Raw genomic sequence first — 22,987 nt, forward strand, 5'->3', positions numbered from 1 at the left:
CATGCTCCGCTTATCGCCTCGAAGAAATCTCCTATTTTTATATTTCATTCTGTATCTATTTGTACTACGTTTTCAAAATGAGAATTGCTGACTTGGAATTAGTTTCTTTTGATATATCTGATTTATAGCTCACGTCACGCTATGCTAAGAGGGATTTTTTGGGTTTTGAAGCTTTTTCCTCCTTATTTTTCGTATAAGTCGCGTTGAGACGCTTTTTCAATCCAGCATCTCCTAATAAACTTGTGATCGAAAGCTTATAAAATCGTACCTTTTGATTTTGTGAGCGTCAGTTTCTTTTATATTTTGTTGAGGGAAAAATCCAACCTCTTGGAAAAACCTGCTCACCCGCTCTACAAACTCACAAAATTATATTCATTCCAATATTCTGCGATGCCTTACTTATTTATCACACTAACAGTTGTATGTGTGCAGAAATACACAATGATAAATTTTGGCGCGCTAATACATTCTTTACTAATTTCGGATTTTAGTTATTACTTTATACTTTATTGCAATCGAAAAGTATAGGATTTCAAATACTGAGGTTTAGAAATAAAAAATAGGCAGAACAAAATACTGTATTTTATATAACTTTGTAGTATAACTGCAATAACTGCAAACATGATAAAAATGGAATCTTAAGTCAAATAAGATAGTTTAATTGGCGACCGTAAATTTATCAGCAAAAAAAGTGTGTTTTTTTATATTTTTCCGTTATGATTTATTTAATCGTTAAGACTTGGATAAAAGTAATACAGTTTATAAAACAAGAAAAATTACTGAAAACGTTTTGTGAATAGTAATTATTTGTGTATAATCCACAGGTAATATTACTTAAGTGTGACCTTCAAAAGTTTAAGATTCGGCAAGCGACCTGGTGCATATTTCCAATTATCAGAATGCTTGAATTCAATAAATTACTTGAGCGGGCAAAACTGGGGATACTCCTCAGAATAACCCAGGCACAATGCACCTTATCATTTTGTTCGCCTTCCAAGAGTTCAGTTATAAGTAAGACGAAATTGCGATACTTCAAAAAGTACACCTGCTGAGCATTGTTTTGATGGTGTACTTCCATCGCATCCCAGTGTGGAGAAAGTCAACGCAAATTAAAGTTTTGCTGCTAGAAATTACCACGGACGACAAATGATTCATTTGTTCGTCTATATCTGTGCGTTTAACTTATTTAAATAATTTTCAATTTCGCTTGTAGGTCAAATACTGGTTTTATAGAACATGTCAACACCAAATAATATCTTTTTGCTTCCTATAATTTTGAATTATTTTGAATGGGAAATATAAACGTATATTTCAAAATTTTAATTACAGGATGATATCTAGTATCAAAAAAATCAACAAAATTGTTGTTGAGGATATTGGATATTAGATAATATGCTCTTAGTTCAAAAACAAAGATTTTGTAAAGGAATAATAAAAAACTCTATTTATGTGAAGATAATGTAAAACCTAGAATTAAATATAAGGAATTAATCTTAACCTCCTGATGTTCTAATGGATTGCAAGTAGTAACTTGGTTTTTCTGCCATGATATTAGCCTTATATTTACTGTAAAAACTACTAATATCAAGCTAGCATCGATTTTTCTGATGTGACAAAGTGATTCTGAATTCAGAGCTTTTTTAGCTTAAATATTGAATTTTGGTGTTGAAATATATATTTTTTTGAGGAGTTGGGTTGTATTTGCCATGACAATAAAAAAATCACATCTTTACCCTTCTGAAGCATTAGTAAGTATATATCTATCTCGGGAAATAAATCTTCTTGAAGTAAGATTGAAGAGTTTGTAAAAGTGTTTGCGAATCAGCTAAAAACGGATGAGTTTCTGATAGTTTCTCCATAATGTAACTGGAAGCATCCTCACAGCTTTAACGTATTAAAAATTTACGCTAAGGTACAGTTTTTTGTGAATATAAAACCCTAAAAAAAATTGGGAAATATACGTACACCATTGATGCCTTCCCATGAAACAGATCAGCTCCTGGTTGAGGCAAAACAGCCTCTTTTTAACCTTTTTCTTTTTCAGTATTTATACTTACGGTAGTGGAGTAAGTATAGCCCAAACTGGAACGATAAATAACACAGCGACTGCCAGAACCGGCAATCAACCTGAGGAACTAATAGAGTCGAATACTGTAACTCTAACCGCTTCTCAAGCAAACTTAAGGATTATAAAAACTGGGGATCGAGCTGCGGCTGAACCTGGGGATACTATAATCTACCGGCTCGCAATTGAGAATACGGGAAATGCAGCAACAGAATCTTTAACCATCAGCGATCGCTTACCTGTGGGCTTGCGGTTTATTTCTAAATCTCTTAAAGGAACCATACAAGGGGGAACAGGAGATAGAACAGTTAATTTAACCGCCAATCAGACTTCTAGTCACACGATTTCCATCGCAACAACCGAAGTATTGCAGGCAAATGAAATTTTGAATGTATTTTATGCTGTGGAAGTCACTCCAGATGCCATTAGGGGAGATGGTATAAACGTTGCACAGGTTAATACTAGTCCACCTAGCAGTTTTCGCGTACGGATTAGGGGTGGGATCTTATCGGATTGTGGCACCCTAATTGGTAGGGTTTTCGTTGATAAAAACTTTGATGGCGAACAACAGCCAAATGAACCGGGAGTACCAAATGCGGTAATTTTTATGGATGATGGCAATCGGATTGTCACTGATGCCAAAGGTTTGTATTCTTTACCTGGTGTTGTATCTGGTTCTAGAACAGCTGCCCTCGATCTAAGTAGTCTACCCGGCTATGCCCTTGCTCCCAATAAATATTTCATCGAAAGGAACAGCCAATCACGATTAGTGAAAATAGCACCCAACAGTATGGTGCGGGTTAATTTTGCGGTAACACCGGCTTTTTCGGAGGAAAAGCGATGAAACGTCAAAAACTAGGAGTATTTATTGCCAAAAATGTTAGTATTTTGCGACTTATCCTCATTAGTCGCAATCGAGCAAGTATGTTATCTGCAGTTTTTGCAACTGTAGTACCGGCATTTTTGGGTGTTGAGGCTGCTTATTCGAGTAAAACCTTTGCTCAAGAATCTGATAAAAATCAAAAAGTAAACTTAAGTAAGGGAAGCGGTATTGGCGATCTATCAACTGTACCTACTTCAAATCAGTTACTTGATTTACACTCTCAGGAAAGCCAGAACACTCCTTCATTGGAAGAATCTCTCCAAGAAAAGGCAAATTCTGTAAATACAAATCCTGTAAATACAAATCCTGTAAATACACAGTTTGCTAGTGACACAAGTGAGTTACGCGAACGACTCAAAAAAGGAAACAAATATTATAAAAATCAAAAGCAGTTGCAAATATCTTCCCAACAAGAAACTGCACAAGCTGCGACTGACACAATCGATAATTTAAAGCAAATTCGTCAAGAAATACCAAAAATTGAAATTGCACCCATAGGGGAACCGCGAATACAAGCTGACGGGCGTTCTACAATTAAAATCCGAGGGGAAATTACCGACGCGAACAATCAACCCATCAATGATGATGTGATGGTAACTTTGACTAGTTCTGCGGGAAAATTTATTGGTGCGGACCAAAATAAAGATCAACCAGGATTTCAGGTTATAGCTAGGGGTGGAGAATTTATAGCCACTCTGCAATCTGGGATTAAAGCTCAACAAGTTCGCATTCGGGCGGCTGTTGTGAAAATTAGAAAGCCATCCCCTAATTTGCGCCGAGAAACAGGTCTGTTGGGAAACCCATCATTTCCCCAGCAAACTGACTCCACAGCCTGGAATAAATTTCAAGATGAACCAATTCAAGCCTACACGCAGGTGGAATTTACCACCTATTTGCGACCTTCTTTAGTTACAGGAGTTGTTAATCTTCGCCTTGGTGCAAAAGGTACTGACTATTGGGGAAGCCGGAGTGAATTTCTCAGACCGGGAGACAGTGGTACTGAATTTGATGTTGATGCGGCTGTTTTTGCTACTGGTTCCATTGGAGAATGGTTGTTTACAGGAGCTTTTAATAGCGATCGCCCTTTGAATGAAGACTGTGAAGGTCGAAATCGTTTATTTGGCGGAGTTCAATTTTGTGAACAGAAATATCCCGTCTATGGTGATAGTTCTTCCTTTACTTCCACTGCTCCTTCTATAGATAGTTTTTACGCTCGTTTAGAACGTACTCCTTCTATTCCAGGAGCTGAGCCAGATTATTTGATGTGGGGGGATTACAACACCAAGGAGTTTACTCGGTCTTCTCAGTTGTACACAGCGACGTCGCGACAATTACATGGCTTTAAAGCCAACTATAATTTTGGCAATTTGCAATTTACAGGCTTGTATGCAAATAACATTGAGGGCTTTCAAAGAGATACCTTTATTCCCAACGGTACCAGCGGTAACTATTTTCTGTCTCGACGCTTATTAGTTCCTGGTAGCGAAACCGTTTATTTAGAATCTGAAGAAATTAACCGTCCGGGAACAGTCGTCGAACGCAAACAACTATTTCGTGGTCAGGATTATGACATAGATTATGACCGGGGTACCTTACTGTTTCGACGTCCAATTTTGGCAACGGAACTCAATCCTGGTTTTGGAACCACTTTAGTTAGAAAAGTAGTAGTTACCTACCAAAATGATGGTGGTGATGATTCTGACTTGTTTGGTGGACGTTTGCAATATAACTTTTCCCAGGAAGCTGAAGAAAAATCCTTTGTTGCGGGGAGTTATTTGTTAGAAGACCAAGGCGATCGAGATTTTGAGCTATTTGGTGCAGATTTCCAAGTATCTTTAGGAGATGCAGGTAAAATCATTGGTGAATATGCTCGTTCTAACAGTGATTTACTCAACGGCGGAGATGTTAGCGGTAATGCTTACCGTATAGAAGCTTTTGGTAAAATTAGTCGAAATTTTGAAGGTACAGCTTACTATAGAGCAGTAGAACCAAATTTTGTTAATAATGCCACATTTAGCTTTTTCCCCGGACAAACTCGTTACGGGGCATCTTTGCTGAGCAAAATTACTAATACAACTAGCTTGCGGACATCCTACGATATTGAAGAAAACTATGGTATCGCAGCTAGTAATTTAATTAATTTCTTCGATCTATTTGACCCACAACCACAAGCACGTCCGGGTGAAAGAGTCAATAATGAATTGAGAACTTTCCGAGCGGGAATATTGCAAAAGTTCGGCAATGCAGATTTAAACCTGGAATATGTTAATCGTTCCAGAGAAGATAGAGTTAGCGATCGCTTTGATGGAGATGCCAACCAATTAGTCTCCGGTCTCAAGTTACCCTTAACCCAATCTTTAACTTTTCAGGCGCAAAATGAATTAAATTTGGGCGATAGCGATCCCCTTTATCCCAACCGTACCACCTTGGGAATGGACTGGAAAGCCTATCCGGGTGTGACGTTTCGACTAGCACATCAATTCTATGATCGTAGTGAGTTGCTCAAAGGTAATTCGATTACAACTTTTGACACGATTTTAGATCATAAATTTTCGGAAAATACCGCTCTCACAGGTCGTTATTCCGTACTTTCGGGCTTCAATGGCTTGCAAGGTCAAGGAGCCGTCGGCTTGGGTCATGGTTGGGCTGTAGCACCAGGATTACGCATGAATGTTGGTTATGAATACGTATTCAAAAACGTATTTAACGCTACTGCTTTAGGAAATACATTACCCCAATATTACGCAGTCGGACAAACAGCATCCTCTTTGGGACTATTTTCTGGTTCAGTTTATAGCGTGGGTCTGGAATACACAGATAATCCCGACTTAAAAGCTAGTGCCAGGATGGAATATCGTGACGGTGCCGAGGGTAATAATACAGTAATTTCTGCTGCTGCTGCCGGTAAAATATCCCCAGCCCTCACAGCACTCCTTCGCTATCAGCAAGCTGGTGAAGCAAATGTCTTCTTACCTACAAATGTCAATGATATTGGAGTTGGTGGGACAAGATTCCAAGAGTTGGGAGATACGGCTAATTTAAAAGTTGGGTTGGCATATCGCGACCCTAATAACGATAAATTCAATGCTTTGCTCAAATATGAGTGGCGACAAAACTTTGACTCGACAATAGAAAACCAAATTACTGGTTCTACGGCTACAGGTCATACCTTGTCTGCGGAAGGTATCTACGCCCCAAATTGGCGCTGGGAATTATATGGTAAATATGCATTCCGTAATGGTGTTACTTATTTTGATGGCGATAGATTTAACGGTAACGTTAACTTGGCGCAAATGCGAGCAACTTACCGTACTGGCTATCGTACAGATTTAGCTCTGGAAGGACGCTGGATTGGTCAAAACTCCAACAATAATCCAAGTTTTGATGAATTTGGTTGGGCATTGGAAGGTGGATATTATTTATCACCCGATTTACGACTTGGTGTAGGATACAGCTTTGGTAGTATCGACGATCGCGATTTTTCTGGTTACCGTTCTCGGGGTGGTTTGTACCTAAATGTCAGTTTGAAGCTGAACGAATTGTTAAATGGTTTTGGACTACAAAAGCCCGTCCCCAAACAACAACAGGAGTCTCAAAATGAATCGTTGGTGCAAAACAAACCTAACTCGGAAGAAAAAACTTCCCAAGAACGTTTAATACGCACTTTAAAACAAAAACAAGCGCTAAATGTTAAACAACCATCCCAATCTAGTTCTACTCCTGTTAATTATTTGCTAACTGTTGACAATCAAGGAAACAAAGACAATAAACCGAGAAAATATGTTGAACAACATGTTGAACAACAGCTAACCAATAATTTTCAGACTTCTCAAGATTCACAGGCTTCTCAAGTTAACCAGATAAATAACCTTAAACAGCAACAAGACAAACCAAGTGTGGTGCGAAAGGAGTGAGTTAATGCCCAGTTTCAAAGTTCATCTTAAACGAATGGTGAGTGGGAACTGGCGATTGGGGAGAGGTAAACTCCCCACCCCCAATTTTCATTCGTTTGTCCGAATACCAAAAGCCAAATTTTTACCTGCTCCGTTATATCTGTTACCTGTTTCTTTTTACCTGTTTCCCTCAGGATTAGCGCTCGCTCAAAAGCAAAATTTACCAGGAAAAAACTCAGAGGTTACTTTACCTGTACCTTTGCAGGTAGTAGTAAATAGCGAGGGAGATGGTGACGTCCAACCCGATGAGAAACTAACACTACGGGAAGCCATTGAACTGGTAAATGGCACATTAACCGTTGAGCAACTCAGCGATCGCGAACGAGCGCAAGTTCAAGTTGTGGGTGATGGGAGTACTTCCCAAATTGGATTTAATTTACCTAACGCAACTACGATTGAACTGCAAAAACAGTTACCGGATTTAGCTGTACCAGGGTTGATTATCGATGGTGCAACTCAACCGGGATATAAACCCGATAAATCTGCAACAGCTGAAATTGCAATTCCTATTCCAGTGGTGACAATTACCCCAGCCCCTGGTAAAGAAATCTTTCGGGGTTTAACTGTTGTTGCAGATCGAATTACTATTCGCGGTTTAAATTTGTATGGGTTTAATGCCAGCCCAATCAAGCAACAATTGGGTAACTTATTAGTTTACGATGGTGTTCCCAAACCAGTAACTTTGACTACTCCACCAGGAGATATTGTAATTGCCCATCGCTTACCTCCACTCGATACCAGCCAACAACAACCCCCCAATGATAACTTTCCCTTTTATGACAAAGACGTAGCGCCAAAAGGGGTTGTCATTGAAGATAATTGGTTGGGTTTGACCCGAGATGAAAAACTTCCGGAACAAACGTCAGCTTTTGGGATATATGCTTTCAATTCTCAAGGTGCAACCATTCGTCGCAACCGAATTTCCTTCCATGAAGGTAGTGCAATTATTACTTCAGTCAGGGCGGAAAATACTGCTGTAACTGAAAATATTATCATAGGTAATGGAATTGCTGGGATGCCCGATGCCATTAGGCTTGAAGGTATAGTTAATAACTCCCAAATTACGGGCAATTTAATTTGTGCCAATGATGGCGCTGGAGTATATTTATTCAAACCAAAAGGTAACGTACTGCTACAAAATAACAAAATTGCTTATAATGGCAGACGTTTGCGTAGGGCTGCTGTCTACTTGATGGGTAGCGACCACCGGGTTATTGATAATGAAATTGACAATCAAACAGGTCCTGGGGTGGTAGTTTCTGCTTTCCCTAAAACAAAACGTAATTTAATTCAAAACAATAAATTTAATGCTTTAGAAGGTTTGAGTATCGACCTGAATACTCAGCGAAATTTAGGAGTGTCTGATTTTCAAAGGGGAGATGGTCCTAACCCCAAGCGAAATTCTTCTAACCGACGTCGAGATACGGGAAATGCAGCAATTAATGCTCCCCAATTTACTTCTCGGACATTTGCTCCTAATGGTACTACAGTCACTGTGGAAGGAAAAGCCGATCGGGGTAGTGAAGTAACCATTTATCGCCTTAGTGACTATCAAACAGGAAAAAAAGCAATTTATACTCCTGGATATGGAGCACTTTCAGAAATCCTGACCCAGGTACCAGTTAATCAAGATGGTAAATTCACAGTTCAGTTAGATAATTTACAAACTGGGGATTTAGTTAGTGCGATCGCAAGCGACCCCAAATACGGTACCTCAGAACCAGCGGCTGCTGCATTAATTGGGACACCTCAAACTAGACCTAATATCGGTCCTAGTCCAAAGAAACAAACCCCCATACCGATACCCCAATGTATTTCTCGACCGCTACCACCGGCTCCACCACCACCTCCTCCTCCACCCCCACCACCACCACTTAAAATCAAAGTTCCACGGAATGTTCACTTTGCCTTAGATAAATCTTTTATTAGTGAGACTAGTGGGGAAGTTCTTGATCGCGTAGCAGAAGTATTACAGAAATATCCATTCATTGTGGTGGAACTGCAAGGTCATACTGACCCCCGTGCTAGTAATGCTTACAATTTAGCTTTGGGTAAACGGCGATCGCTATCTGTGAGAAACTATTTACTCCGCAAAGGTATTGCTCCGGAAAGAATGACTATTCGTAGCTTTGGTGAATCCCAACGTAAAGTTCCAGGTGGTACAGGTGTTGTAGATTATGCTCGCGATCGCCGCGTTGAAATTATCTTCAAGGATATTAGAGGGGTCGAGCTAATTATTGAAGAACAAGAAGATGATTTGCAAATCGAAAGAAGACGTAGAAGAGAAGGAAGATAAAGGTTTTGCTAATTGGTAGTCGGTAATTGTTAATTGGCTCCTAATTTATTTCCAATTTTCAATTCCGAGTAATCCTTAGTAATCCATAATTCCCTGCAATTGGTCATTTCTTATTGTTTAGCAAGCTAAAAATGAAAGCTTTACTTGAACATTTACTGGCACAATCAAATAATCGCGGACATGATTATGACCGTTGTGCTTCAAAGAATCATTTGCCAACAAGATACGATAAAATTTCAACCAAAGTATCTGTTAATCAAAAATATTCATTCCCATTTTTATTGTCTCCTTCCCAGACTCAGCACATGCTCAGGGGAATGATGAAACCTTTGGGAAGTAGTTTCCTAACTTTAATTTTTACTGTACCGCAACTGATATTTGGGGGAGATCTGCTATCTGACAATCGAGTTTTGGCACAAACTACAAGTTGTCCAGCAGGAACAACTCCAAGAATCCTTAATTGGAGTCCTACAAACAACCGAGCGGAAATTGAAAGTCAAAGACTAAATACAAATGGAGTCATAACAACTTTTGAATTTACTGAAAGTATCCGCGGACAAGTAATTGACAATGAGGAAACTAGAATCACATCCGGTGTTTACGGAGGACAACCCGGTCCCAATTTGGAATTCAATATAGGTCGGCGACCACCAGGACAACAAGAAGATCGACCAGCACCACCTAATAGCAACGCAACTCTAATCATCAATTTTTCTCAACCAGTTCAAGTCGAGCCTCTGCTTTTATTGGATGTTGACCGTGATGGAGAACGCGATAGAGAAGGCGATGAAAGGCTCACTTTTCAAGACCAGGTAAGGGTAAGAGCATTAAATGGTGATACAGATGTAGGTGTAAGTCTCAGGGCGATTAGTCCTGATAATGTCCGTGTACAAAATAATGTTGCTACAGGTGTTGGGGAAAATGCACCACGGGAAAATCCACTACAAAATAGTACTGGCGTTATTCTACCCAACATCGGTAATGTAGAAACTACAATTTCCGGTCCGGTAAACCAAATCCGAATTCAATATACAGCTGCAATAGAAAATGGAGATCCCAGACAGGATGAAACTATTGGTTTGGCTAGATTAAACCTTTGTGTTGGTTCTGGCTCCGGACCCGGATCCATTGGCGATACAGTCTTCAATGATATTAATGGCGATGGTATTCAAAATCGAGATGCGGGAGAATTGGGAATTCCCAATGCAACTGTAACTCTTACTTTACCCGAAAGGGAAAATCAGTTACGTACTCGTACCACTAACAATCCTGTTTCTATAGAAGCTAGAACTGACGAAAATGGGCTTTATCGCTTTGAGGTTTTACCTCCTGGTCCTTATCGAGTAACCCTTACTCCTCCTGATAATTTTCCTCAAATTACTACTGGTAGTTCGCAAAGAACAGTTAATCTTCTCCTTGGACAAAACGCAGATGATGTTGATTTTGGTCTACGTAGTGGAGTTGTTGGTGAAGAAAACCCAACCAATTTGAGGTTGGTGAAGCGAATTACCGGTGTATTTGGAAGTAACGGTCAACTTATTGGTTCATTTAACACTTTTGAAGATGGTACTGGAAATGCTGATAATGTATTAAACGAAGCACTCAATAAGAGGCTTTTTGGTGTACTGGAATTCCCAACAAAAAGTGGTGATGTAGTAGAATATACGATATACTTTTTGGCGGAAGGTGGTGCGCCGCAGCAAAATGTTCGTATATGTGACTTGATTCCTCAGGGAACATCCTTCAGCCAAAATACGTTTGGTGTTGGTAAGGGAATTAGTTTACAACAGGGGAACGCATCAGAAACGAGTTTGACAAATACTGAAGATACAGATGTAGGAGCATTTTATTCTCCCCTAAAACCTTTTCCAAGCAATGAGAACGCCTGTCAAAATCAAAATAATCCCAATGGTGCAGTAATTGTCAATATTAACGAAATTCTTCCTGATAATTTTGGTTCGATTCGCTTCCGAGTAAAAATTGATTAGCCATTTACTGGCAAAATTACTTTTCAAAAAACGATTTTCACCATATTTTATTTGATGATTCACAGGGGCTTACTGGTCGTAAGTCCCTTATTATATTTTTCTTATTTGACCGAGGTTTTGAAGCGTTGCAAAATCAAAATGATTGATAAAACTTGAGACTTGAAACTTATGGTTTGTGATCAAAATTGGTAGTATTTTTTCCTGTGATATTGTATTTTGGCTTGAACCATTCGATTAAAGTTGTCTCAATTTGATTCAAAATATCAACAGAAGCTACCGCAAAGTAGGTTATTATTGCATTCTTTGTTACTTCTAATAATTCTTGTTTGTCATCGCTATTCCATTTTTGTTTTATATTTTCAGTCTTTCCTATGTACAGAACTTCTTCTTTATCGTTAAGGACAAAATAAATAGCTGCGATTTCAGGTAATTTTTCTAGATTGTCCAATCTTATAGAAGGTAATAATGTTGGTTTGACTACTTTGGGAACTATCATCTTATTTTTTTGATTTGACGAAAAAATAATGACACAGTTCATTTAGGAAGTCAGTCAACCTATACAATAAGACACATTTTGAACAATTATTACGATGCTTACAAATTCATAAGCTGTTGTCAGATCGAACTCTCGCCAAACCAAATATTGAAATAATAATTCACTCGGCTACAATTGTAATTCGCAAAAAATTTACTTAGTTTTTAATAAAACAGATATTTAATTATCTTCAAACCATTGGAGAATATTGTCAGCTAGTGATTTTGCTGACTTAGGTTTAATATTGTTATTTTCTGTTGATTTCCCAGTATCGGAAGATTCTTTGCTAGTTTTAGATTCTTTTGCTCGAGCAGTTTCAGTTGTTTCACTTCCGTTAGTTTTATCATCAACTGAATTTTTATTCGCTTGCTGAAACAAAGGATCTATTTTTTTTCTCCAATACTCAATATCGGGTAATTTTTCTGGGTTGTTTTTATATTCGAGTACTTTATCCCACTTACCTTCTAGAACTGCGCGATCAATGTCTTCAAATAAAGACTCCGCCTTAGCCCAATCTTTTTGCCATTGGGAAATCATATCAGTTGTTTCTTTAACCTGATTTTTTTTAGATTCCAGGGAACGTAGTATGCTTACTGCTCCTTTAATATCCCCATTTTCATATTTTTCTCTAGCTTGTTTGACAGCTTTATCTCCTTGATTCTGCGACTCAAGAGGAGAATCTGTTTTTTCCTGTTTTTTATTTTTAAATAAATCCCAAAAAGAAGCTTTTGGAGATTCTGTGACTTCATCGGAAGCACTTGGTGTTTCCTCTGAGGATTTTGCTTGGGTTTTAGGTACGGGAATATCTGCAACTAAACTGCGATCGTCAACAGTAGTGATAGTAATATGTTTATCTCGCAGACAGGACTTCCATTCATCGTTATTCTTAATTGCATCTGAATGCGCCCAAACCAATTTTCCGGAATTAAGTTTTAACTGTATCCAACCACGGGTAGTACGTTTACCTACAGCTTCTAATTTAGTATCTTTACTAAGAGTTTTGACAACTGTTGCTGGATTTACAGAACTTGGTTCCATACGGATGTTACTATCACCCGCAACAACAGCAACACAATATCCAGGTAAAGTGTTGCTAGCAAAGGAGAAATTGTTTGTTAGACCTTGAAATGCTTCGACTGCTAGAGGAGTAACAACAGCTGCACCACCAGTTAACATTGCCAAAAAAAGAATTTGTAAGAAATCGAACCCTCCAGAATCACGACGATTCGATCTCCTTCGTACTTCTATTGGTTTTTCTGCTGGGATATCCGGGTTTGCGGGCGCAAATGCAAGTGTTTTTTGTTGTGTATTTACACGCATTGACCCAACACCCAAATTTCTAGAATGACGAGTGTATCCTTGATTTGAGATTTCAGGAGTAAAAGAATGCAATACTTTTAAGGCTTGAGTCGCATTCTGATAGCGGTCTTTAAAATGATAGGATATCATCTTGTTCAAAAATGCCGCTAGCTGGTCATCAACCGCAACTAAGTTTTGCCATAGTATTTCGCCCGTATCCAAGTCTTCTTGTAAGTCAATGGGTGCTACACCCGTAAGTGCTTGAATTGCAATGATCCCCAAAGCATACAGATCGCTGTTGGGACGGGGTTTACCCTGTCCTTGCTCCGTGGGCATGTAACCAGGCGTGCCAATTGCTACCGTTGCTGTATGTTGAGGGATACCAATCCCATGGGGGTGAGAACCGCGCAACTGTTTGACAGCCCCAAAATCTACCAGAACTAATTTATTATCTGAAGCGCGACGAATAATATTATCTGGTTTGATATCGCGGTGAATTACTCCTCGATCATGGACAAATTCCAGAATACTTAAAACTTCTTCTAAAAGTTCTACAACTTCGCTTTCGCTCCACTTTTGGTTTGCAACCAGTTCATCACTCAGAGTATGTCCTTCAATAAACTCTTGTACTAAGAAAAATTCCTGATTGTGGTCGAAGTATGCTAGCAAACGGGGTATTTGGTCGTGGTTACCCAGTTGTTCTAAAGTTTCTGCTTCACTTTGAAATAAACGTTTAGCAGTTTCAAAAATCTTGGGGTCTTCACTGGTGGGTTTGAGGTGTTTGACCACACAAATAGGACGTCCTGGTCTTTTTGTATCTTCGGCAATATAAGTTTTACCGAATCCTCCAGTTGCCAAAACTCTAATTATTTGATATCGATGGTCTAATAGTGTATTTATCATAATCCCTCCCCAGTGTTAACACCCGATTTTAAAGGTGATAATAAATATCTCCACTCTCTGGCGAACAAAATCCGCTATCTTGAAAAAAAAGATTTGTGAGAAGAACTTTAATTTTCTCATTCCACTTTGTTAAATTTTTTATAACTTATTTTTTATACCGATTTATACATATGCCGCCAACCATATCAGATCCTGTTACGTGGCAACAGGCTGAAATTTTGATGCAACCTGCATTTATTCGTTTGGTTGATAATATCCGCAAAGAACTTGAGATTTCTTCTTGGAAGGGAAATTATCAAGATGTAACTGTTTGGAATCCTGATACTACAGATGAAGTAAAGACACTTGTAACTCAGCTACTTAAAGAGTTAGAAAGTGCTACACCTGAACAAGCTTTAAAAATTAGACAAAATCTTGCCGAGTTACCAACCCCACAACCAGGATATCATCTGTGTTTGCAGCGTCAAGGGAAAGAGATAAATATTGATATGTGGGAATTGTGTTATCAAATATGTTTTTTAGATTATTCTTCCACAAAAAATTCAGATGTTGCGATCGATAATACTTTACTTGATGATACAGGGGATGTGGATTGGCATAATCTGGATGAAAAAACCAAGGGAATAGTTAAGCAGGTGTTTGCTGAATTACCGGATTAGGAAATTGGTAATGGGTAATGGATAATAATGTAGAGACGTAGCATGCTACGTCTCTACTCTACAAAATTTTTTAGATTCAAACTTTGCCACATTAGCAGCAAAGCCTAATTATTCATTGACTTCAGGCAATTCTAAGATTCATCTTGACAACTAAGTCATCAAAGGACTCATCGCCACCACCCCTGAGGTCTTCAAAACCAAAGGTGTTATCACCAAGTAAATGAATGTGGTCAGCACCATCACTGTTCGCACCCAAGAAGGCAAAGTAAATATCATCGGGTTACCATCAGCAAGAAGAGAGATCGTATACAGAGCATCACCATCAAGGGTAATAGTTGCACCAGTATCATCTTCACTAAATTGACCCATGCTTTGTCTCAAAGTAGCTTGAGCATGACCTTGGTCTCCAGCAGGCTCACGGGGTAACAAGACTTTGAAGCGCTTGTTACCCCGTGAATGTTGAGTCACTGAATTACCTATAGATTCTTGTTGAAGCAAAAAACCTTGATTTGATAGCATTTGCAATGCAGTACGCCATTAAAAATCATGTCTGAATTAGTTCAAAAAGGAAATGACACAGCAGCGATTCAAGCAGTAACTCAAGGAGTTGCGGTATGCGATCGCAGTAATTGGGGACGAATCAAAGTATCTGATGATGACCGTTTGCGTTTCTTGCATAACCAAAGTACCAACGATTTTCAAAGTCTAAAATCAGGTCAGGGATGCGATACTGTTTTTGTTAATTCCACCGCCCGCACTATTGATTTAGTAAGCGCTTATGTGACTGATGATGAGGTATTTTTATTAGTTTCACCAGAAAAACGAGAGTTTTTATTTCAATGGTTAGATAAATATATTTTCTTTGCGGATAAAGTCCAGTTAAATGATATTACTGATGACACTGCAACTTTGAGCCTAATTGGTGTAGGTAGTGATACGGTAGTAGAACAATTAGGTGCAAAAGAAATTATCAGTCAGCCCTATGGAAATCATATCTCATTCTCTTTACAGAATAAGGATAATCCAGAAGGAATAATAGCTGTAGGAAGTGGTTTAGCATCTCCCGGATATACTTTAATAGTCCCAATAAGTGAGAAAGAAGCCATTTGGCAAAAAATAATTGAAAATGGTGCAGTTCCCATGAGTGATAATGCTTGGGAAACATTACGAATCATCCAAGGACGTCCAGCACCAGAACAAGAACTAACAGATGATTACAATCCCCTAGAAGCAGGTTTATGGCAAACTATATCTTTTGATAAAGGTTGTTACATCGGTCAAGAAACCATCGCTCGCTTAAACACATATAAAGGTGTGAAACAATTTCTTTGGGGTATTCGACTTAATTCTCCAGTCGAAGCAGGTGCAGTTATTTTCGCAGACGAACAAAAAGTTGGTAAACTCACCAGCTACACTGAAACCTCAGAAGGACACTTTGGATTAGGATACATACGTACCAAAGCCGGTGGTGTAGGATTAAAAGTCAAAGTTGGAGATACAGAAGGAGAAGTCGTAGAAATTCCTTTTGTTTCTCATGATTATCCGGATAACAACGGATAGTAAAGAGTTAAAGGTTATGAATATCCTGTAAATCTAGCTGTTAGTCTGATTCGATGTACTTGTTGACGCGTGCGTCTAATATGGCGCTGCGCGTGCAAAGTTGAGACAAATCAAAAATATTGCGAAAAAACTGGTAAAAATATTGACACATTATTCGCAATGAATTAAAGATTAAATGGTGACACTCACATTTAATTTAGTTTACGTCCAATTAAAACTTAGGATTTTTTCAATTATGAGCCCATAAGTTATTTTCAATAAAATGGGGATTTACTAAAAATAATAAGCATAGACCCGTGAAAAATATTCTTTACCTCTATTTTTGAAGTTGCGAACGGTAATTTTTCTATCTTTTATTGTTTTTATTTTCGGGATTGTTTCTATAATTTAGATTTCTATACTTTAGATTTGTATACTTTAGAAATATTTGTTTTAAGGGTGTTGGACTACTTGAAAGAGTAAAATGTATGTTCAATTTATTAGGAATTTGATTATCAAATATTTTATTATCAAAGCTTTGATTCTATAAGATTTTACTATAAGAAATTTAATCATTTTTGTAATAACTATAAGAATATGAATTGGTTTAGAGAAAAATTACTTCCCGGAATGGTTTTGGTCTCGGTCATGGCAATATTTGTTCCGGGTATTGTATTTCTCAGTGCTGGGCTTTCTTCTAATCTAGTAATATTTCTTGCAGAAGTTTTAAAACCACACCGAAAACTAATCAACAAATCTATATACTTAGGAACTAATACTGCATTATTAGGAATTGCTGGAATTTCTGGCTGTGCTGCTATTGCGACAATATATGATACAGTTACCGACAGACATACCGAAGATGTACCTGAAAACCAAAATATAGAAGTATTTGAAAAACCTAATATTCCATATCGCTGTACTAAGTGTAAGTATTATTCAGATAACCCTCTTTTACCTTGTGCAGTACATCCAATTGAAATGAAAGAAGATTGTCAAGATTGGGATGCTTAAAATTAGTTTTATTAGTGGATATTTTTCATTTTATTCTTATTTTTTTCTTATTAATTCAGGACTTACGCAATTACAAATCTATGTCCTACGGACACGCTATGCTAACGTTAGGATAAGTCCTGTTATTGCTAATTAATCTTTAAATTAACCGTATTGCTCTATAGGAATCATCCGCAGATTTTTGTTGGCGTAAGCCTGCGCTTTGCGCTTAATATACAAGGGTGTGTTAGCGATAGCGTAACGCACCACTCATAAGCTTTTGGTGCGTTACGACTTCCATCTAACGCACCAAAAGCTGTAAGGACAGTGCTGAACTGTATTGAGCTATAATTGCAAATCTAATTGTTGTTTTAAAGATTCTGGTACTTTATATGCGGTCTTCCAACTCCGTACACCTTCCCACTTAGTATGTTTATTCCAACTAATATCTCCCAAAAAACCATCACTTAATTTTGCTTCAAGCAAACGAGCACCTCTGAGATCTGCACCACTAAGATCTGCGTTGCTGATATTTGTCCCTTTCAGATGCGCACCTCTAAAATTCGCATTGTTGAGCTTTGCACCCCTAAGATCTGCATTACTTAACCTTACACCTCTGAGATCTGCAGTACTTAATTGTGCTTCTCTAAGGTTTGCGTTATTTAGTTGCGCACCTCTAAAATCTGCACTACTGAGATTTGCATTACTTAAATTTACACCTTCAAGATTTGCACCCTCAAACTTTGCACCTCTAAGATCCATGTTACTCAAGTCTGAACTTCTAAGATTAGCTCGACTTAGATGTGCACCTCTTAGATCTATATTTCTAAGGTCTGCACCCCTCAGGTCGGATTCACTCAAGTCTGCTCCCATAAGATTTGCACCACTCAGATTAACACCCCTGAGATATGCACCTCTTAGATTAATACCGTTCAAATCTGCACCACTAAGATCCGCTCCATTGAGGTATGCATTGCTCAAATCTGCACCCCTCAAATATGTACCTCTTAGGTCTGCACTTCTCAGATTTGCACCACTTAGAGATACACCCCTTAAGTCGATGTTACTGAGGTCTACACCCCTGAGAAATTGTCCAACCACACTGTTAAAGGTTCCTGGATGAATCAAATCACTATAATTAATAATGCGAAGAAGTTGAAATTTCCAAGAATTTATCTTATCTGTTGGAGTAGATGGGTTAAAGATTATTTTTGTTTTTAAATATTCTTTTTTTCGATTAATTCGCTGCAACTCTAAAAGTAATATGGTGATATTTAATCCGACATAAATATCAATCTGACGCTGTCCTAAGTAAATATTTTCTAAGTGCAGTTGTAATGATTTTTTTTGTGGTAAGTTTTGCTCGTGAGTATCTATGAATTCTCCCTCACACCATCTTCGATGAAAATTTTCAATACGCTGAAATAGTTGTAACAACTCAGGAATATTATCATTTACTTCCCAGCTATTTCTGATATGTGAAAGTTTTTGTGATTTAGTACCATTAGTGACTGAGGTTGTACTTAAATATTCATCTTTATTCTGAACACTCAAACTAATTAAAGAGATATCAAATCTTGAACTTGCGTATAAACTTGGCTTAAGACTAAACTCTTGAGCTAGTAAATTCATTAAATAATCTACTATTTCTGGTGTTAAACTATCGCATCCCAACCAATCATAAATTTCCAAGTCCATTATGTTTTGAGAGATGTGAAATCCAGTAGAACACATACCTGGTTTTATCCATTCTTTTAGTTTAGTTTTCAGATTTACTGCAGATAAAAAATCACTGAAACTTTTATGAATAAAATCAATTGAATTTTTCTGTTGTGGAAATACAGATTTTAATGCTTCTTGATAAATTTTGATTTTTGCTTGTGTTGAATTAACACATTCAAACATCTCTACTGTTAATTCGCTATTCCGATGAATCGCCGCTAATAAATATAGTAATAGAGGCTCTTGTGCTAATTCTTGGACTATATTGGGACAGTTTTGATCTTGGAGAAATTGTTGAAATGCTAAAGCTGATTCTATTCCAACTTGTGCGGACCAATTATTTAACCACTGCTTTTGGATATGATTATCCATCGGCAAAATTTTTGCTCTTTCTAAATTTGTTGGTAAATTACTTTCAATACCTTGTAAAATTGAACTTCTAGTAGTAAGTAATATTCGATGACCTAGCTCTACAGAATTTTGTTGACACTTTTCTTGAAAGTTTGCGATTTGGCTAATAAATTCAATCAAACTACAACTACTTCTATCTTGAAGTAAAAAATCATCAAGACCATCAAGCAAAAATAAATAGCGAGTATTTTTATCTTTTAACCAATTATCGTCACTAACAATACAAAAATCTTTGTCAAGAACTATTTTTAAGGTATCTTCAAAACTTTGTCCTACTTTTTTGATATCTCGTACATTAACTAAAATTGGTGTCCAAACAGGATGTAGATTTAACCTGATATACTCGGAAAACATACGACAAAACACTGTCTTACCTTTTCCTGCTTCTGCTTGAATCCAAATGATTTTATCTTGCTTTTTTGGGTCTTTAAGTAGATTTATTGTCCAACCTTCCAAGTCAATTGGTAATTGTTTTTTATCTATTTGACCTTTCTTGTTTAATCGCTGCGCTTTTAAGGGGACATAAATATCTTGTAAAGTAAATTGCTCCGTACATATTGTTTCTTGACATTGCTTACCAATATGTAACTCAAGGTAATCATCAATCACCTTGTACTTTGTCAATTTTTTACGCCAAGTACTCTTGCGCAACCCAAAATATCTTGTTTGCAAACCTGCAATGCTACTCAAAGCTAGATCTATATATCGCTGGGCATTCCAAGCTATTCTTTGTATTAGAGTATTTGCCTCATATGTTGTCAGATCGGTAGTTTTTAAGAAAGAAAAACAATTCTTGTTGAAGTATTTAGCAATTTTAGTCTCGTGGAAGCAATGAATCGCTTTATTGGGATCTAGCATCCTGAGTTCAAACTCTAAGTTATCTTCTATATTTGTATATTCTTGAGAAACTACTAACTTCGAAATTTCTAACTTCGAAATTTGATTTATTACAGACTGGTTTGCTGTAGTTCGCAAAATATTTTCAAAGCTTTCTATATAAGCTAATCTACAAGTAATTAATGCATACTCTTCTAAACTCGGTCGCCCTTCAATAGTATCGCAATAAAATCTTATTCCTTCAGTTGCTATTCCTGCAATTGAAAATTTATCTACCAAGAGATCTTTGTTCTCAATATAATTGGCAATAAAACCTAGTTCTATCGCTAGTTCTATACTTAGATTAGAGATTATTTTGCTAATATCATTACTTGTGATATCAATCTTTTTGCTGTTATCTCTTAATACTTGCCATATATCTTTATAAAAAAACTTTCCTAATTTTTTCCGCTGATTTGTCATCGCTAATTCGTTCCCATATATTTACTTAGAGATTAGCGAAAATACCCAACAAAGTATGAAAAGCTTTTGTATTTATTGTCATCCCAAAATGTTTTTTTGATGTAATACTTGTTAATTTTACACATAAAACACACTTTATTTACAGGAATTACATAATTTATTTTTATTTTATGCTTTGCATAATAAATTTTCTAGCTCTTGGTATTTGTAATTTCTTTTTTACTAGTAGTTCTTTTCATTAATTATGACGGATTCATTTTTCTAAAAAACTCACCAAGAGACGTAACATGCTACGTCTTTACAAGCAATCAAAACTAATGAAAAATACTACTAGTTATAAGTAAAAAATCAGGAAATCTCCCTAAATAGCCCAGGACTTACGCAATTGTCACAATACACCGGTGGTGCGTGACACTCAAAACCTTATTAATACGTTCAGGTTAACTCGCTTGTGTCACGCACCCTACAAGAAAAATCTGCCGGTTGCGTAAGTCCTGTTCTCTTTAAAAAGAAGGATTTTGAATATTTCCTCTCAATTATTGAGCCCATTATATAAATAGGTTTTAGGAGAAATAGAAACCCGACAAATCTCCCATTAGTCAATTAAGTTATTAAAAGCACATGTTAATACACTTAGGATATTAACTTTTTAAATAGTATATTTTAATTAGTGAACTCTACTAAACAGTACTTCAGCAATTCCAGCACACTTACTTGAACCGAAGTACATAGAACCTAATCCTTGTCAAGTTTTACTTCATCAGTACATTGCAAGCCTCAAACTGCAAATCAGACTTTGCTCCGACCTAATGGGAAATTTTGCTCGAAAAAAACTTTGAGGTTTTTATCTAAAAGTCTTGTATGAACTAGTTTGTGAAGATATTTTCCTTATTAGGCGGTAAGCATGCCAAACTTTGTTGTTATCGGAAGTGGATATAGTGTTGAGATAATAATTTTAATACTTTGGCTCAAAATTAGGGAAATAGACTGTGAACGATACAAATAATACAACATCTAGCATAGATTTATCACGTCAAGAACTACGGGATTTAGTCAGAGCACAATTACAAATGTTGCTCGAAGCTGGAGACCTCGCAGGTGCAAAAGCTATTTTAGTTCCCGTCCAACCCGCAGATATTGCTGAAGCTGTTGAAGGTTTACCAGAAGCAATGCATGCTTTGGCTTTTCGTTTGCTTTCAAAGGATGAAGCAATCGAAGTTTATGAATATCTTGACTACAGCATTCAGGAAAGATTAATTTCTGAACTACGTTCTCAGGAAGTCCGGGACGTTGTAGATAGAATGTCACCCGACGATCGCGCAAAATTATTTGATGAACTACCAGCAAAAGTTGTCAACCGTCTTTTGGAACAATTAAGCCTTGCAGAAAGAGAAGCTACTGCTCAACTTTTGGGTTATGAAGCAGGAACAGCTGGAAGAATAATGACGCCAGAGTTAATTTCTCTTAAAGAACATTTGACAGTAGAACAAACTCTGGAACGAATTCGTCAACTAGCAGATTCCAGCGAAATCATTTATTATTTATACGTTACAGATAATGCTCTTCACCTAAGTGGGATCGTATCGTTACGGGAATTGGTAATTTCACACCCCAATAAACCGATTGGCGAAATCATGACCCGTGAAGTAGTTTTTGTCAATACAGATACCGATCAAGAAGAAGTTGCAAGATTAATTCAACGTTATGATTTTCTAGCTGTCCCGGTAGTAGATAGAGAAAAACGGTTGGTAGGTATTGTAACAGTTGATGATGTAATTGATATTCTACAAGCGGAAAATACTGAGGATATTTATGCCGTTGGTGGTGGCGTACAATCAAGTGGTGATAATTATTTTCAAATTAATTTGCTCAAAGTAGCTCGTAAGCGAGTTGTCTGGCTTCTAGTACTTTTAGTAACTAATACTGTTACGGGAGCAATTATTACAGCAGAAGAAGATGTTTTGGCAAAAGTTGTGAAGCTTGCAGCTTTTATACCCCTGCTAACTGGTACTGGGGGTAACGTGGGCGCTCAGTCTTCTACAGTAGTAATTCGGGGCATGAACACTGGAGAACTTCGCTCATTTGGAGCGCTTCAAGTTGTTGGGAGAGAAGCATTAGCTGGTGCTTTATTGGGGGGTATGTTGGGTGTTATTGCTACTTTTTGGGCTGTTATGTTGCAAAAAGATTTGGCTGTAGCTATTGTGGTTGGCTGCAGTTTGTTAGCAATATCAATTTTAGCTTCTGTGTCTGGTTCGGCGTTACCATTTTTGTTCCGCTTGCTTCGTTTGGATCCAGCATTGATGTCGGCACCATTTATTACCACTGCAGTAGATGTTGCAGGTGTTTTAATTTACTTTAATTTAGCACGCTTAATCTTGAATATTTAATTCTATATTTGATTGAATTTTTCAAATTATATCTTAAGAAAAAATCCTCAAAATT

Annotated in this window: 12 protein-coding genes; 8 read left to right on the top strand and 4 right to left on the bottom strand. The window is 37.4% G+C overall.

Annotation, left to right across the window (positions count from 1 at the left end; translation table 11 throughout):
• The first annotated feature begins 1,982 nt into the window (after nucleotides 1-1,982).
• From QNJ50_RS05270 to QNJ50_RS05285, 4 genes are all read left to right on the top strand, one after another.
• On the top strand, nucleotides 1,983-2,909 hold the full coding sequence (locus QNJ50_RS05270; RefSeq protein WP_300632915.1) for a hypothetical protein: 927 nt from the start codon (nucleotides 1,983-1,985) through the stop codon (nucleotides 2,907-2,909).
• Nucleotides 2,906-6,862 (top strand): hypothetical protein, encoded by a 3,957-nt coding sequence (locus QNJ50_RS05275; RefSeq protein WP_300632917.1) that lies wholly within the window; start codon nucleotides 2,906-2,908, stop codon nucleotides 6,860-6,862. The genes QNJ50_RS05270 and QNJ50_RS05275 overlap by 4 nt, the downstream gene beginning before the upstream one ends.
• 4 nt (nucleotides 6,863-6,866) lie before the next feature.
• Nucleotides 6,867-9,197 carry an OmpA family protein gene (locus QNJ50_RS05280; RefSeq protein ID WP_300632919.1) on the top strand — a complete coding sequence of 777 codons (2,331 nt, stop codon included), beginning with the start codon at nucleotides 6,867-6,869 and terminating at the stop codon, nucleotides 9,195-9,197.
• Between the two features lie 131 nt (nucleotides 9,198-9,328).
• Nucleotides 9,329-11,185 carry an SdrD B-like domain-containing protein gene (locus QNJ50_RS05285; protein ID WP_300632920.1) on the top strand — a complete coding sequence of 619 codons (1,857 nt, stop codon included), beginning with the start codon at nucleotides 9,329-9,331 and terminating at the stop codon, nucleotides 11,183-11,185.
• A 166-nt stretch (nucleotides 11,186-11,351) separates the two neighbouring features.
• Here the strand turns inward: QNJ50_RS05285 and QNJ50_RS05290 are convergent, their stop codons facing one another.
• Both QNJ50_RS05290 and QNJ50_RS05295 read right to left on the bottom strand, forming a co-directional pair.
• A complete protein-coding gene (locus QNJ50_RS05290; protein ID WP_300632922.1) occupies nucleotides 11,352-11,681 on the bottom strand; it encodes a GIY-YIG nuclease family protein in 330 nt (109 codons plus the stop codon).
• 219 nt (nucleotides 11,682-11,900) lie between these two features.
• On the bottom strand, nucleotides 11,901-13,922 hold the full coding sequence (locus QNJ50_RS05295) for a serine/threonine protein kinase (protein ID WP_300632923.1): 2,022 nt from the start codon (nucleotides 13,920-13,922) through the stop codon (nucleotides 11,901-11,903).
• A 170-nt stretch (nucleotides 13,923-14,092) separates the two neighbouring features.
• On the opposite strand from QNJ50_RS05295, the gene QNJ50_RS05300 reads away from it, so the two are divergent.
• Complete coding sequence (locus tag QNJ50_RS05300; protein WP_300632924.1) at nucleotides 14,093-14,581, top strand: hypothetical protein; 489 nt, start codon at nucleotides 14,093-14,095, stop codon at nucleotides 14,579-14,581.
• Between the two features lie 121 nt (nucleotides 14,582-14,702).
• Here QNJ50_RS05300 and QNJ50_RS05305 read toward each other — a convergent pair whose 3' ends face one another.
• Nucleotides 14,703-14,837 (bottom strand): DUF4114 domain-containing protein, encoded by a 135-nt coding sequence (locus QNJ50_RS05305; protein WP_300632926.1) that lies wholly within the window; start codon nucleotides 14,835-14,837, stop codon nucleotides 14,703-14,705.
• A 290-nt stretch (nucleotides 14,838-15,127) separates the two neighbouring features.
• Here QNJ50_RS05305 and QNJ50_RS05310 point away from each other — a divergent pair, with 290 nt between their 5' ends.
• Both QNJ50_RS05310 and QNJ50_RS05315 read left to right on the top strand, forming a co-directional pair.
• The gene (locus QNJ50_RS05310) at nucleotides 15,128-16,141 is read left to right on the top strand and encodes a folate-binding protein (RefSeq protein WP_300632928.1); all 1,014 of its coding nucleotides are present in this window, start codon (nucleotides 15,128-15,130) and stop codon (nucleotides 16,139-16,141) included.
• Between the two features lie 576 nt (nucleotides 16,142-16,717).
• Nucleotides 16,718-17,134 carry a hypothetical protein gene (locus QNJ50_RS05315; RefSeq protein WP_300632930.1) on the top strand — a complete coding sequence of 139 codons (417 nt, stop codon included), beginning with the start codon at nucleotides 16,718-16,720 and terminating at the stop codon, nucleotides 17,132-17,134.
• 324 nt (nucleotides 17,135-17,458) lie between these two features.
• Here the strand turns inward: QNJ50_RS05315 and QNJ50_RS05320 are convergent, their stop codons facing one another.
• The gene (locus QNJ50_RS05320; protein WP_300632932.1) at nucleotides 17,459-20,545 is read right to left on the bottom strand and encodes a pentapeptide repeat-containing protein; all 3,087 of its coding nucleotides are present in this window, start codon (nucleotides 20,543-20,545) and stop codon (nucleotides 17,459-17,461) included.
• A 989-nt stretch (nucleotides 20,546-21,534) separates the two neighbouring features.
• On the opposite strand from QNJ50_RS05320, the gene mgtE reads away from it, so the two are divergent.
• Nucleotides 21,535-22,932, top strand: a complete 1,398-nt coding sequence (gene mgtE / locus QNJ50_RS05325; RefSeq protein ID WP_300632934.1) for a magnesium transporter — start codon at nucleotides 21,535-21,537, stop codon at nucleotides 22,930-22,932.
• Nucleotides 22,933-22,987 lie beyond the last annotated feature (55 nt).

This window comes from Mastigocoleus sp. MO_188.B34 (assembly GCF_030065675.1).
Classification (GTDB): domain Bacteria; phylum Cyanobacteriota; class Cyanobacteriia; order Cyanobacteriales; family Nostocaceae; genus Mastigocoleus.

Excerpts from the sequence above, each read along its gene's own strand:
- QNJ50_RS05300 (WP_300632924.1), top strand. The coding sequence starts at position 14,093 with ATGCCGCCAACCATATCAGATCCTGTTACGTGGCAACAGGCTGAAATT.
- QNJ50_RS05270 (WP_300632915.1), top strand. The coding sequence starts at position 1,983 with ATGAAACAGATCAGCTCCTGGTTGAGGCAAAACAGCCTCTTTTTAACC.
- QNJ50_RS05315 (WP_300632930.1), top strand. The coding sequence starts at position 16,718 with ATGAATTGGTTTAGAGAAAAATTACTTCCCGGAATGGTTTTGGTCTCG.
- QNJ50_RS05275 (WP_300632917.1), top strand. The coding sequence starts at position 2,906 with ATGAAACGTCAAAAACTAGGAGTATTTATTGCCAAAAATGTTAGTATT.
- QNJ50_RS05310 (WP_300632928.1), top strand. The coding sequence starts at position 15,128 with ATGTCTGAATTAGTTCAAAAAGGAAATGACACAGCAGCGATTCAAGCA.
- QNJ50_RS05290 (WP_300632922.1), bottom strand. The coding sequence starts at position 11,681 with ATGATAGTTCCCAAAGTAGTCAAACCAACATTATTACCTTCTATAAGA.
- QNJ50_RS05280 (WP_300632919.1), top strand. The coding sequence starts at position 6,867 with ATGCCCAGTTTCAAAGTTCATCTTAAACGAATGGTGAGTGGGAACTGG.
- QNJ50_RS05295 (WP_300632923.1), bottom strand. The coding sequence starts at position 13,922 with ATGATAAATACACTATTAGACCATCGATATCAAATAATTAGAGTTTTG.
- QNJ50_RS05320 (WP_300632932.1), bottom strand. The coding sequence starts at position 20,545 with ATGACAAATCAGCGGAAAAAATTAGGAAAGTTTTTTTATAAAGATATA.
- QNJ50_RS05285 (WP_300632920.1), top strand. The coding sequence starts at position 9,329 with ATGAAAGCTTTACTTGAACATTTACTGGCACAATCAAATAATCGCGGA.